This window comes from Streptococcus sp. ACS2, assembly GCF_000525585.1.
Lineage (GTDB): Bacteria > Bacillota > Bacilli > Lactobacillales > Streptococcaceae > Streptococcus.
Genome location: NZ_JALT01000024.1, coordinates 24,790 through 38,041, shown reverse-complemented (window position 1 = coordinate 38,041; position 13,252 = coordinate 24,790). Strand labels below are relative to the sequence as shown.

At 41.9% G+C, this 13,252-nt stretch carries 10 protein-coding genes; 2 read left to right on the top strand and 8 right to left on the bottom strand.

The features are described from left to right. Positions 1 to 212 precede the first annotated feature (212 nt). Together HMPREF1517_RS10655 and HMPREF1517_RS04630 are read right to left on the bottom strand one after the other, a co-directional pair. The gene (locus HMPREF1517_RS10655; protein WP_232219561.1) at positions 213 to 719 is read right to left on the bottom strand and encodes a hypothetical protein; all 507 of its coding nucleotides are present in this window, start codon (positions 717 to 719) and stop codon (positions 213 to 215) included. A 334-nt stretch (positions 720 to 1,053) separates the two neighbouring features. Next, positions 1,054 to 2,421, bottom strand: coding sequence for a hypothetical protein (locus HMPREF1517_RS04630; RefSeq protein ID WP_037599657.1), 1,368 nt, complete (start codon positions 2,419 to 2,421; stop codon positions 1,054 to 1,056). Between the two features lie 287 nt (positions 2,422 to 2,708). Between HMPREF1517_RS04630 and HMPREF1517_RS04625 the strand changes: the two genes are divergently transcribed. Beyond that, positions 2,709 to 3,467, top strand: coding sequence for a peptidylprolyl isomerase (locus HMPREF1517_RS04625; RefSeq protein WP_037599655.1), 759 nt, complete (start codon positions 2,709 to 2,711; stop codon positions 3,465 to 3,467). Positions 3,468 to 3,503: 36 nt separating this feature from the next. On the opposite strand, the gene HMPREF1517_RS04620 is transcribed toward HMPREF1517_RS04625, so the two are convergent. Beyond that, positions 3,504 to 5,405, bottom strand: coding sequence for a beta-glucoside-specific PTS transporter subunit IIABC (locus HMPREF1517_RS04620; protein ID WP_037599652.1), 1,902 nt, complete (start codon positions 5,403 to 5,405; stop codon positions 3,504 to 3,506). A gap of 306 nt (positions 5,406 to 5,711) precedes the next feature. Here HMPREF1517_RS04620 and HMPREF1517_RS04615 point away from each other — a divergent pair, with 306 nt between their 5' ends. After that, entirely contained in the window at positions 5,712 to 6,347 is a 636-nt protein-coding gene (locus HMPREF1517_RS04615; protein ID WP_013990993.1) for a hypothetical protein, read from the top strand. A 69-nt stretch (positions 6,348 to 6,416) separates the two neighbouring features. Here HMPREF1517_RS04615 and HMPREF1517_RS04610 read toward each other — a convergent pair whose 3' ends face one another. From HMPREF1517_RS04610 to HMPREF1517_RS04590, 5 genes are all read right to left on the bottom strand, one after another. Beyond that, entirely contained in the window at positions 6,417 to 7,805 is a 1,389-nt protein-coding gene (locus HMPREF1517_RS04610) for an amino acid permease (protein WP_037599650.1), read from the bottom strand. A gap of 169 nt (positions 7,806 to 7,974) precedes the next feature. Beyond that, positions 7,975 to 8,232 carry a DUF896 family protein gene (locus tag HMPREF1517_RS04605; protein WP_002886085.1) on the bottom strand — a complete coding sequence of 86 codons (258 nt, stop codon included), beginning with the start codon at positions 8,230 to 8,232 and terminating at the stop codon, positions 7,975 to 7,977. A gap of 33 nt (positions 8,233 to 8,265) precedes the next feature. Continuing rightward, positions 8,266 to 10,302 (bottom strand): glycine--tRNA ligase subunit beta, encoded by a 2,037-nt coding sequence (glyS, locus tag HMPREF1517_RS04600; RefSeq protein ID WP_014634025.1) that lies wholly within the window; start codon positions 10,300 to 10,302, stop codon positions 8,266 to 8,268. A gap of 283 nt (positions 10,303 to 10,585) precedes the next feature. Then, positions 10,586 to 11,503 (bottom strand): glycine--tRNA ligase subunit alpha, encoded by a 918-nt coding sequence (glyQ, locus tag HMPREF1517_RS04595; protein WP_002886077.1) that lies wholly within the window; start codon positions 11,501 to 11,503, stop codon positions 10,586 to 10,588. Between the two features lie 456 nt (positions 11,504 to 11,959). Continuing rightward, the gene (locus tag HMPREF1517_RS04590; protein WP_037599647.1) at positions 11,960 to 13,204 is read right to left on the bottom strand and encodes a YkvI family membrane protein; all 1,245 of its coding nucleotides are present in this window, start codon (positions 13,202 to 13,204) and stop codon (positions 11,960 to 11,962) included. Between the last annotated feature and the right edge of the window lie 48 nt (positions 13,205 to 13,252).

Genomic DNA, 13,252 nt, shown 5'->3' with positions numbered 1-13,252 from the left:
GTGAAATTTTATAATAATTAAGCTGTACTATTTTAAAGTCTATATTTTCATAAACTTTTGTTTGTCTTCGAGACCAAAACGTTGGACTACGACCTTCATATTTTTGAAGCTTCTACTTTTGTAGTTACACTTTCATTAACTTTAATCATCTTTATTACGTTTCCATCAATCTTATAATTAACTTCAAAACCTGTTGGTCTTCTCTATGCACCTTACCCCTGCATCCTCCTATACTCCTTCGACTTCTCGCCATACCAGTCCTTAGCTGAGTAGCCAAACTGCTCTCTATATCGCTCGGAGTATTTGAAGAGGTAATAGCCTCGTAGCAAATCAATGGAAAAGACATAAGTCGCAAAGACAAAAATAGCAGGCATTAGGGGCATCAAAACTGCATCAATACTCCCTCTGATGTCGCTCCCGGTAGAGCGGTCAAACAGTACCAGTCCAGCTGTAATCCCCGTTCCTCCTAAAAAGACCAAGCCATCTGAAATTTTTTCGGTTACAAGAGCTACCATAGGGCTAAACTCTGTCTGATTTTGAACGGCTTCTCTCAGTTTACGGGGAACCGTTCGAATCAAATAATAAATGGACAGAAGAAACATAGCCCCCGATAGTATACTGACAATATTTCGTCGTGTCATCATCATTATACCAGCACATACTGTAAAGATAGCGAGTAAGACGACCATATAAAAGTAGGTGCAGAATTTTAGTTTCATCGGGCTTCTTCTGTACTTTATTGAAAAGAAAAGATAGATCAGATACATGACTACATACAAGAGAATGACTGGCCACTGAATCCAAGAAAATGTTGGATTTTGATCAACTGTCAATCCTTTTATAAACATGGGCATAGCAATGGAGAAGAAATAAATAACAATTGAAGTGATTAACAAGCCAATAAATCGTTTCCAGCTTCCTTTTTGATTGAGCTTTTCTACGGTCTCCTTAGTGACAAGAGACTGACTTTGCTCGAATGTATAATTTAAGAATTTCAATAGCTTTCTCCTTTTATCAAGAAAAAAAAGGAAGGTTTCCCCTCCTGTCCCTTAATTAATCCTCATCTGGACCTGATTTATAAGTAAGGTAGAATGTATCTTCACCTTCTTTGGTATCAAATGACAAGTAAACACTCTTGAGTTTGCCATCTTCAGCCTTATAATCACTATAAGAAATAGTCATTTCTTTTTTGAATTCACCTTGACGAGATGTTGAAATCGTGTATTCTGCACTTGAAGCTTTAGGGTGATCCTTAACGACATCTTCAAGTTTTGTACCGTTTGATGGATCAGTGTAATCCCCCTTATTGAGAGCATCAAACTGTTCTTTTGTCCAGTCAGCTTTATAAGACTTATCAACTTCTACCTTATCTTGAGGGAATCTACCTGAAGCATATGACAAGATAAATGTACCATCATATTGTTTCGTAAAGGTTAGGTAAACACTTTCACCATAGTCTTTACCAGAGTAGTTCAACTTCATCTCATCGCCAGAGATTTGTGCATCAGAAGCCTTACCATAAGTCTTGATGATAGACTTAACGGTATCTTTACCGACTTTCAATTTCTGGAACTTAGATTCATTCCAGTCAAATTTAGCATTTTTGTCAATGTAATCGTTGACGTCAGTGCTATCACCTTTTGAATCAGATTTAGAGTCAGATTTTGAATCGCTGTCATCATTTTTCTTGTCAGCATCATCGTCTTTATCAGCAACTTTTGATGTCTTGCTTGAGCTTGTGTTATCACTAGCGTTTTGAGAGATTTGGAAAATCAAACCACCAATAGACACAAAGAGCATGAGACCAGCAACACCTGTTGCAATGATTGAAAGCAATTTCTTGCTTGATTTAAGGCTAAAGACAAGTGAAACAACTGCCACCGCAACTGCGAGGACTGTCAAGATGATGAAGAGCCAAGCAGGACCTACAAACCATGCCAAGACTGCAAAGATTACTGAAAGTGCAATCGCAACGATTGGCAAGATAAGATTGAAAAGAGGTTTATCTGCTGAGCCAGCTGCTGCTGGATTAGGAACTGTTCCAAATCCTTGAGCTGATGAGATAGGTGCCTTTTCAAACATGCTTGAATCAAATTGTGGTGTTGGTTGTTGCACAGGTGCTTCTGAGAAAGCTTCTGCACCAAATGGTGATTCACTGCTTGCTTGTTCTGCGACGGCATCCTCAGCTGTTTCAGCTACATCTGCGATGTCATCTTGTTCTGTGACTTCTTCAGTAGCAACTGGTTCTGGAGCTACTTCTTCAGCGACAGGTTCATTAGCTGGTGCTTCTACAGATGCTGCTTGAGCAGCCAAAGCACTTGTATCAAAGTCAGCTGCTTTAGCATCCAAAAATTCTTGGGGGCTAGGCTTACGCCCGTGTACCGACTCAAAGAGTTCAGCCCATTCTGCTTTAGTTGACATAAAAATCTCCTTTTTTCAAGAAATCCAAACAAGAGGCCCCTTCAGCTTAGCGAAGTTTTCTATAGTTAGAATTTAGACACCTATCTCTGATAAGAGCAAGTAGCATGCGTCCTTCCAAAAGTCAGCCCTCACTTTTTAGCCTGAGGCAACCTTTCCCTATATCTAGTCCCATGTTCATTTTCTTGTTGATAGTTCCATTCTACCATATTTAAAGACCTCTGTTAACCGTTTCCCAAAAGGTTTTTTTCTGCTACAATAGTAGGTATAATGCACCAAAGGAGTTATATATGAAAAACATTAAAAAGTACATTCCATTAATTATTGTACTTGTTATCGCAGGCCTAGGTTTTGCCTTTCGTGAGAACATCGCACGCGTCGTTCGTGGAGATGCTTATGTTGATAATAAGATATTCACTAAACAATTAGAAAAAGCCCAAAAATCTGGAAAAGATGCCTTTCCACAGTTGTCTGACAAGGTCGGTAAGGACGAAGCTGAAGTTATCCTCCACACTTCAAAGGGTGATATCACAGTCAAACTCTTCCCTACACTTGCTCCAAAGGCTTCTGAAAACTTCTTGAAACATGCCAAGGACAAATACTATGATGGTCTTACCTTCCACCGTGTCATCAAGGACTTCATGATTCAAAGTGGTGACCCTAAGGGTGACGGTACTGGCGGAGAATCTATCTGGAAGAAAGGTTTCGCTGTTGAGCCTACACCATTCCTCTACAACATCCGTGGCGCACTTGCTATGGCCAATACTGGTGCTAAGAATTCAAATGGCAGCCAATTCTACATTGTTCAAAACAAGGACGATCAAAGCAAGCAACTAGGAAATGCTGGCTATCCAAAACCTATCATTGACGCCTACAAAAAAGGTGGTTACCCAGCTGGTGATACCAAATATACTGTCTTTGGACAAGTCATCAAAGGCATGGATGTCGTTGATACCATTGCAAACCTTGAAGTCGATGACAACAGCAAACCAAAAGAAAATGTAACGGTTAATTCCGTTGAAGTTGTGAAAGACTACAAATTCAAATAAACAAAAATCCGAGAAGTTGATTCTCGGATTTCTTTTTTATTTAACAGCAGTGAGGAGATAGTCGCCAGTGTTAACACGAGCTTCTTTAGTCGTTAAGACATCATTAAAGTCAGCTGTATTGGTCACAATGACTGGCGTGATAACTGGTAATTTAGCATCTCGGATAGTTGCTAGGTCAAATTCTATAAGTTTCTGTCCTGCTTCTACGACTTCACCTGCTTCCACATAGGTCTTGAAACCTTTACCAGCAAGAGAAACAGTGTCCATACCAATATGAATGAGAAGCTCTGCACCATTTTCAGTTGTCAAACCAATCGCATGACCAGTAGGGAAGACTAAATTAACAGTTGCCTTAGCTGGTGCGACAACTACCCCATCAGTAGGGTCAATAGCGATACCTTTACCCATAGCTCCTGAGGCAAAGACTTGGTCAGGAACTTGGTCAAGTGGGACAACATTCCCGATAAGTGGGCTTGCAATAATTTCTTGTTGAATTTCCTTAGGAGCGGGTGCAGCTTCTTCAGCTTTTTCCTCAACCTTAGCTGCCCCACCACCGTATAGATTTGGTACTCGGACAAAAAGTTGGATGAGGAAGGCAAGAACACCACCCACAATGGCAATAATAATGGCAAAGATAACTTTAGAAAGGTTACCGTCAGGCCCAATAAGGCTTGGGAAGACAAAGACACCCAGACCACCTATTGAATACGTCTTAATATCTAGGGCCATCATGGCAGCCCCCATAAGTCCTGAAACACCACATGAAATGTAGAATGGCGTTTTCATTGGAAGGGTTACCCCATAGATAGCAGGTTCTGTAACCCCAAAAATAGATGAAATGAAGGCTGGCATAGAGATGGTACGGACTTTTTCTTCTTTCGTTTTAAGCATGATAGCTCCCAACACACCTGTTTGCGTGAAACATGGAAGAATAGCTGCCGAAAGAATAATAGAACTTCCGTTTGTTGCCACATCTAGGATAGCAAGGGGAACAAGCGCCCAGTGCATTCCGAACATAACCAAGACTTGCCACGAGATACCGAGTATAAGACCAAAGACAATCGGACTAAAGTTCATGATTGCTTGGAAAAGGCTTGTCAATCCATCAGAGAAAGTATTAGCAACTGGTCCTACCACCAAGAATGTCAATGGGACAGTAATGAGTAATGTAAAGAAAGGTACCGCAAAGACTTTAATGACATCTGGGATAATCTTAGTAAAGAATTTTTGAATGTGAGAAGCTACCCAGATGGCCAAGATAGAAGGCATTACAGTTGAGAGGTAGCCCCCTGCTGGAAGCGTAAATGGAATGGCTCCTAGAACATGACCATGGCCAGCCTTTTGAAGCGCTGCTACCGCTGTAGCAATATCTGGGTAGACAAGTGCTCCTGCAATCGCAATAGCTGTAAACTCATTAACCTTGAAACGACGAGCAGATGTCAAGGCAATCAAGATTGGCAAGAACTGGAAGAAACCATCTCCCGCCGCATTCAAGATAACATACATAGGACTTGTCGCAGCTGACAGGCCACATGCCGCCATGATAGCGACTACCCCTTTGATAATCCCGGCCGCAGCCAATGGACCAAGGAAGGGTTGGAAAATACTAGAGACCATAGATACAAAGCGGTCAAAGAGATTTCCCTTAGGTGCATCCCCTTCATCGAGATCAAGACTTCCACCTGCTGGAAGACCACCAACTTGGAGGACTTCCGCATAGACGTCAGGCACATGGTTACCAATAACCACCTGATATTGTCCACCTGCCTTAACCACCGTAACAACTCCGTCACGGTTCTTAAGGTAGTCATCATCTGCTTTAGATTCATCTTTCAAATCAAAACGCAAACGTGTCACACAGTGTTTCAAGCTATTGACATTTTCCTTGCCACCAACGTGTTTGAGAATGTCCTCAGCTAATTCAGTATATTTAGCCATAAGGGCTCCTTTCTTGTCTAGGATTCTAGTTTTCTTTGAGGCTTTTTCAACGAAAAAAACCTAAATAAATACCAAGAACCAATTGGGATAAGCATACACTACTCCCATTAGTTTTTCGTATTTATCTAGGTTTTGCCTGCTGACCAGTAACAATCCTTTTGCTATGGTTCTATCTTATCAGAGTCCAAACATTTTTGCAAGCCCTTACATAATTGTTTTTTGTTTTTCGAGGTAAATTCTTGACCAAGAGCATAAGTCATGATAAACTATTGTTAGTTTATAAACTAACAGAAAGAGAGTTACACGATGAAAACAAGAGCAATTATTGAATTTAAAGATACATACGCTAGCATGGAATGCCACAAGCTTGGTTACCAAACCAAGGAAACTGCCTTGGCTATTATTTCCCCTACTGGACATATTCTATCAAGTACACCGCTTTTCAGAAAGGCATATGGTTCGAACACTGCTCACATCGACCAGCTTCCTTTCAATATAGATAATCTCAGTATCACAGCAAAAGGTCTCAGTAAGAAAGCCAAAGCCAACTTGGAAGATTGGATTGCCCATACTATTATTCTTCCAATGGACTATGATAAGTACTTTACTAAGCATCAAGAACTTTTGCACCTCCTAGCAGAATCACCTATCGTTGAGTCTGTCCAAGCCTTGACTTATAAGACAGTTAAAATCCATTTTTCTGAAGCACTCAATGATGAGCATATTCGTCAACTACAAGGGTTTATTCTTGCTCAGGCAGGTATTTATAGCTATATTGGGACATCTACAGTTTCAGACCGAAATGCCTACCAGGCTCTTGAATGGGCTAAACTTGATGTTAATGGTCGTTCACACAACGATCATAAGCCTGCTATTTTTCATCGTAGCAAAGGCCTCTTAGGTGGCTTCTTTCACCACGGAAATCAAGAAAGTATTGCATAACTAATAACTGGGACACCTTGTGTCCTTTTTTGCAACAAAAAACTCACCATAAAGGTGAGCTAGATTGATTTATTTACTATGTTTCCAGTTACTATAGATACTAAATACCACAATCCAGATGGCTGCCCCAATAGCTCCGACAACTGTTGACTTTTGCAAGAAGAGACAAACAAAGACGAAGATAAAGAAAAGGATAGTCAATGGATTGAGAATCTTGTAGGCTGGCATAAGGAAACCATCTGCCATGAACTCTTGAGATTTACGGTACTTGAGATGAGCAAGCATGGTCAAGATATAGATGGCAATGTAGACCCCTGATGATGATGCGGTAATCAAAGCGAAGGCATCAGATACACCAGGCAAGACATTGATGAAGGCTGAAACACATACTACAATGGCTGAAACAATGATAGCACGTGAAGGAATACCATTACGTGACAAAGTATCTAGCTTCAAAGCTTTCATGACTTTACTATTTGGTGTTTCCTTAGCAATTTGGAAGAGGTGACGACCTGTAGAGTAAAGTGTTGAGTTCAATGATGAAGCCGCTGCTGTCAAGACAACAAAGTTAATGAAGGCTGCTGCCCACTTGATACCAGCCATTTGGAAGACCGTTACGAACGGTGATTCATTAACTGGAAGTTTTTGCCATGGGAAGATAGCCATGAGGGCAATGAGGGCACCCACATAGAAGATGACAATACGAATCGGAATCTCCTTGATTGCCTTTGGTAAGACCTTACGTGGATTCGCTGTCTCAGAAGTTGTAATCCCTACAAATTCGATGGCTTGGTAAGCAAAGAAGACCATTTGGAAGGTCATAACAAAGCTTACCCAACCTTTAGGGAACATCTGAAAGCCGTGTGTAATATTGGCAAGGCTAGCATGTCCAGCAGGCGTTTCAAAGTTGGTTGCTACCATGAAGATACCTGTTGCGATAAGAGCAAGAATGGTGATAATCTTAATCATCCCAAACCAAAACTCAACTTCCCCGAAAATCTTAACCGCAATCAGGTTAACCGAGCTCAGGATAATCAAGAAGACAATCTGAATCTGCCAGGCAGGCCAACTTGGGAACCAATATTGCACATAGGTTGATACTGCCGTAATTTCTGCCATCCCGAGGAATATCAGTGATACCCAGTAAGACCAACCCGAGAAGAATCCCCAGCCCTTACCAAGGTATTTGGTAATAAAGTTGATAAAGGTGTGCTGGTCAGGATCCATATAGAGCATCTCACCGATCGCTCGCATCATAAGATACATGAAGATACCAGTTAGTATATATACTAAGATGATTGAAGGTCCTGTTAGGGAGAGAGAACGCCCTGCCCCGAGGAAGAGACCTGTACCGATTGTACCAGCGATGGCAATCAGCTGGACGTGACGGTTTTGAAGACCACGCACCATCCCATTCTCAGTCTGGTTGTCGTCTTTATGATGTTGCTTTTGCGACATTTTTTTCACTCCAATTCTATTGAGCACGACTCATTGAATCATGCCATTTTTTAACATAACTTATATTTTACCATTTTTGAAATAATTGGTCAATTTTTATACAGAATATTCAGAATTTTATACTTCAAAACAAGGGCTTGGAAAAATTCCAAACCCTTGTTCATCGTTATTATGATTCAGGATCATCAAGGCTACGGCCATGCAAACCTTTTTCACGTTGCACTTGGCGTAGTTTTTCAGGTGTCACATCGTTACCTTCTTCGTCAACCACTTTAATTCCTTCGATATGGTGACGAACTGAGCGACGATAGCCCTCAATGTATTCTTCACGAAGTTTTGCTTGCTCCACTTCTTCTTCTGGAGTCAAACCTTCTGTTTTTTTCTTTTTAGCAAGCTCATTGATACGAGCGATTTTTTCAGGTGTCATAATAAAACCTACTTTCTACCTGTTACCAGGTACTTATTTTGTGTTCAATTGGTTGAAGGCTGCAACAGCGTTAGCTTTCGCTACAAGACCTGCAAGAAGGGCCAAACGGTTGTTTTTAACCGCTTCATCTTCTGCCATGACCATGGTGTTGTCAAAGAAGGCATCGATGACTGGGCTAAGAGCAAAGAGTTGAGCCAATTTGTCGCTAGCTGAACCAGTCAATTCTAGCTCTTCAATCGCTTTAGCAAGAGCTTTTTCTTGATCATTTTCAAAGAGACTGGCATCGACTGCTACTGAAGCATCTGCTTTTTCTGCCAAATTGAAGGCACGAGAGAGTGATTCAACAGCTGCTTTGTAACCATCAGCCTTAGCAGCTTCTGAGAGGGCGTCAGCTGCTTCAAGCATATCAGCCACGACAAAGTTTGAACCAGCAAGAACGGCTTCTTTGATATCTTTTGAAGTGCGTCCCATCATCTTGTCCACACGCGCTTTGATGAAGTTGATGACTTCTGCTTGATTGTCATATGAAAGGCTATCAAATGAAAGTCCGTAGAGGCTGTCAATCAACTCATCCATAGGGATGTGCCAACCAAAGGCATCCAAGATACGAACAATCCCTTGTGTTGCACGACGAAGCGCATAAGGGTCATTTGAACCTGATGGAATCAAGCCAACTGAGAAGAATGAAAGGAGGGTATCCAATTTATCTGCAAGCGCAAGGATAGCACCAACCTTAGTCTCTGGAAGGGCACCATCTGCTGAATCAGGAAGGTAGTGCTCACGGATAGCTGTCGCTACCGCAGCATCTTCACCAGCGAGAAGGGCGTATTTTTCACCCATGATTCCTTGCAATTCATCGAACTCTCCGACCATACCAGTCAAGAGGTCAAATTTGTAGATTTCAGCTGCACGAGCTACTGCTGCCGTTTCTTCTGCAGTCAAACCAGCTTGCTCAGCTAGTGACGCTGCAATGACACCAGCGCGCGCCATGTGTTCTGAAAGAGAACCAATTTTTTCATGGAAGGTTACGTTCGCCAATTTAGCAACGAGGTCTTCAATCTTAAGTTTTTGGTCTTCACGCCAGAAGAATTCACCATCTTCAAGACGTGCAACCAATACTTTTTCATTTCCTCGGATAACATTTTCCAAGTGCTCAGCGTTACCATTACGGACTGAGATGAAGTTTGGTTTAAGTTTACCATCAAGGTCACGTACAACAAAGTAACGTTGGTGCGTTTCCATTGAGGTCACCAAGACTTCTTCTGGAACATCCAAATACTTAGTATCAAAACTTCCCATGAAGGCAGTTGGGTATTCGACCAAGTTCAAGACTTCATTCAAAAGTCCTTCTTCGATTTGAACTTGAACACCTTGTTCTGCTTCGATGGCTTTGATTTGCTCACGAATCATGTTTTCACGTTCTTTGCTATCCGCAATCACGTAAACGGTACGAAGGTCTTCTTCATAAGAATCCGCATTAGTAATTTCCACTTCATGTCCAAGGAAACGGTGTCCACGACTCACACGACCTGACTTGATATCCAAGAAATCAAGGTCGAGCGCTTCGTCACCCAAAAGAACTGTCAAGGTATGAACTGGGCGAATGTATTCAAATGTATTGTTAGCCCAGTGCATGCTGACAGGGAAGGTCAATGAAGCAAGCACTTCTGGAACGCCAGCCAAAACTTCTTTAGCTGGTTTTCCAGCTTCGTGTTTAGTGACATAAACGTACTCTTCACCTTTGACTTCACGGAATTCGATATCATCAACAGTCAAACCTTTCCCACGGACGAATCCTTGAGCTGCTTTTGAGAAGTTTCCATCTGCATCCAAGGCGATTTTCTTAGAAGGTCCTTTAAAATCTTCAGTCAAATCCGATTGTTGGTCAGCTAAACCAATCACACGGACTGCCAAACGACGTGGTGTTGAGAAGGTTTGAATGCTTTCGTATGAAAGACGGTTGTCATCTAAGAAGGCTGCCATTTTCTCACCGAGTTGTTTTTCACTTGGTGTGACAACGTAGGCTGGCAACTCTTCAAGTCCAAGTTCTACTAATAAGTTTTTTGTCATGTTTTTTCCTTTACAAAATTCTTCTTTTTGATAGGCATCTTAGGTACTGGGGACGTTGCTAACTAACTTTGTGAGGCTGTAGGGAAATCTTCTGTCTTCTCCACATCGATTTCCAACAGTCTCATCAAAGTGGATTTAACCAACTGATTCTTGAACCTAACGTTTCAAAAATCCCCATATACCAGTACGGCGATGCCTATCCCTTTAGCAAGTCTTCGACTTGCCTCTGGGTAGCCATGTGGGCTCACTTTGTTTGCCCATTTTCCATTCTTGTAACTCTTTTTTATTCTTCCTCTTCTGCTAGGAGTTTTGCGCGTGTGGCTTCGTCGAGAAGTGGGTAACCAAGTTTCTTACGTTCTGCGACGAAGGTTTTGGCTACGACACGGGCCAAGTTACGGATGCGGGCAATGTAGCCGGCACGTTCTGTAACAGAAACAGCACCACGAGCGTCAAGCAAGTTGAAGGTGTGTGAACATTTCAAAACGTAATCATAGGCAGGGTGAACAAGGCCCAATTCCAAAGCACGTCCTGCTTCTTTTTCAAATTTTTCGAAGTTTTCAAGAAGCATATCTTGGTCAGAAACTTCAAAGCTGTATTTTGAGTGTTCATATTCTGGTTGAAGGAAGATTTCTCCGTATTTAACGCCTGGAGCCCACTCGATGTCATAAACTGAGTCTACCTCTTGGATGTAAGAAGCCAAACGTTCCAATCCGTAAGTGACCTCAGAAGTTACCGGGCCAGTTGCCAATCCACCAACTTGTTGGAAGTAGGTGAACTGAGTGATTTCCATACCGTCGAGCCAAACTTCCCAACCAAGACCAGCTGAACCAGTTGATGGATTTTCCCAGTTATCTTCAACGAAACGAATATCGTGTTCCAAAGGATTGATACCCAATTTTTCCAATGACTCAAGGTAGAGTTCTTGGATGTTTGATGGTGATGGTTTCATAACAACTTGGAATTGGTGGTGTTGGTAAAGACGGTTTGGGTTTTCCCCGTAACGACCATCCGCTGGACGACGAGATGGCTCTACATAAGCCGCATTCCATGGCTCAGGACCAATGGCACGAAGGAAAGTGTAAGGACTCATGGTTCCCGCACCTTTTTCATTATCATAAGCCTGCATGAGCATACAACCCTGGTCATTCCAGTATTGTTGCAAAGTCAAAATAATTTCTTGAAATGTTAATTTCTTAGACATTAAATACTCCTTGATTTAAATGATTTCTTGCGACACGAGTCTGCCTCGTCGATTTTACGAGGCAAGACGAGTTAGTACTGCGTTTAGCTCAGGCACCCTAGTGCTGAGCGTGGGGCAGTCCGACTATAAGGAGGTCTCTACCACTGACGCAGTGGAAAGTCAATTTTTTAGACATTATTTACTCCTTATTCATAAAGTTTCTTGTGACTCAGGATGCAAAAAGAACCGTGTCTCTGCTCCTAAGTCGTTCGACCTAGGGGCGTCAGAAACGCGGTTCCACCCTAATTTATTACTTCATTTTATCTGTTTGTACTCAGCTCTTTGCTGAGAGAAAGCGCCACTTGCTTACTTTGCTCTACTTGGCTTTCACTATCCCAAGCTCGCTAGAAGAACGCCATAAGCCCTTCTTTCTTGTCAGTATTATAGCAGAAATAGGGAAACTTGTAAAATAAAATTCTAATCCTTCTCACTGATTCCCATTTCCTGACGAACATGTGCATGGGAATCTTCATGGAGAATGTCATTATCAATAATTGAGGCTTCTCGAAGTTCTTTGGCCTTTTTCTTGTCCTGATGGGTTAAGTCTTGATTGGGATCATACGCTTTCTCAACGATAGACAAGAGATGATTTCGAATTTCCTTTTCCTTACAAATTTTGGCTTTTTTGCGGTAGCTAGCCACAACCAGCACAACCAACATCAGCATTCCTAAATAACCGATAATAGGATACATAACCGCTACCAGTTGACGGAAGCCCATGAAGGAAATAGCGAAACCAGCAAGGGCAAATGTAGCCACGAAGAACTTGAAGCGTTTATCACTACCTGCTGAGAAGCGTTTCCCAAGAGCATAATAGAGACTAAAGACGGTATTAAAAATCAACCCAAAGATGACCAAGGCGTAGAGCGTCGCAAAGATAGGGTTCACTTCCTTAGCAATAGCCAACATAGGGACATCCGAGCTAGCAATCTTATCACTGTTAGCAAAGAGAATCAAGGTCGTGACGAAGAAAATCACACCAACCATAAATCCTCCCCAGGCTCCACTCTTTTCAGCTTCATTGATTTTAAGAATAGAGCCACCCATCACAAAGGCCATGGCTATGGCTGACATAACACAAACGGCAAAATAGTTAACCACAGACAGCCAAATACTCGGAAAAGGAGATTGAATGGTTTGCGACACCTTATCCATCTCAGCAAAATCCCAGTGACGTCCTAAAACATTGGTCACGAATATCATGGCAATCATAACCAAAATCATAGGGGTAAAAACTCCAATAACACCGATGATTTTTTTGAAATCTAGGAAACTCACAAAGATAGTCAGAGCTGTACAAAGGAAAGCACCTACCCAAATCGGAAAGCCGAACTGTTGGTTTAGGTTAGCCCCTGCCCCCGCTGTCATCACAAAGCCAAACAGGAAACAAGTGATAATCAAAGCGATATCCAAAATACGGTAGATAACAGGATGACTGATTTCTGCCAGGACTACCGAATGATCGTCTGAGCGATAATAACTTCCCAGAGCAATCATGAGTCGCCCAAAGCCAACATGCAATATTCCTAGAACTATGACACCTATCAGTCCCCAGGCTCCAAAACTAACAAAATACTGTAAGAGGTCCTGTCCTGAAGATACCCCTGCACCAATCATTACACCGACATAGGCCAGGGCAATGCTCCAAATACGTTTTGACATATTACCTCCTGTAAAATACAAAGTATTTTTATTTTACACTACTCTAAC

What these genes read in the sequence shown, in the direction of transcription:
- HMPREF1517_RS10655 (WP_232219561.1), bottom strand. Translation starts at nt 719, where the DNA reads ATGAAACTAAAATTCTGCACCTACTTTTATATGGTCGTCTTACTCGCT.
- HMPREF1517_RS04630 (WP_037599657.1), bottom strand. Translation starts at nt 2,421, where the DNA reads ATGTCAACTAAAGCAGAATGGGCTGAACTCTTTGAGTCGGTACACGGG.
- HMPREF1517_RS04625 (WP_037599655.1), top strand. Translation starts at nt 2,709, where the DNA reads ATGAAAAACATTAAAAAGTACATTCCATTAATTATTGTACTTGTTATC.
- HMPREF1517_RS04620 (WP_037599652.1), bottom strand. Translation starts at nt 5,405, where the DNA reads ATGGCTAAATATACTGAATTAGCTGAGGACATTCTCAAACACGTTGGT.
- HMPREF1517_RS04615 (WP_013990993.1), top strand. Translation starts at nt 5,712, where the DNA reads ATGAAAACAAGAGCAATTATTGAATTTAAAGATACATACGCTAGCATG.
- HMPREF1517_RS04610 (WP_037599650.1), bottom strand. Translation starts at nt 7,805, where the DNA reads ATGTCGCAAAAGCAACATCATAAAGACGACAACCAGACTGAGAATGGG.
- HMPREF1517_RS04605 (WP_002886085.1), bottom strand. Translation starts at nt 8,232, where the DNA reads ATGACACCTGAAAAAATCGCTCGTATCAATGAGCTTGCTAAAAAGAAA.
- glyS (WP_014634025.1), bottom strand. Translation starts at nt 10,302, where the DNA reads ATGACAAAAAACTTATTAGTAGAACTTGGACTTGAAGAGTTGCCAGCC.
- glyQ (WP_002886077.1), bottom strand. Translation starts at nt 11,503, where the DNA reads ATGTCTAAGAAATTAACATTTCAAGAAATTATTTTGACTTTGCAACAA.
- HMPREF1517_RS04590 (WP_037599647.1), bottom strand. Translation starts at nt 13,204, where the DNA reads ATGTCAAAACGTATTTGGAGCATTGCCCTGGCCTATGTCGGTGTAATG.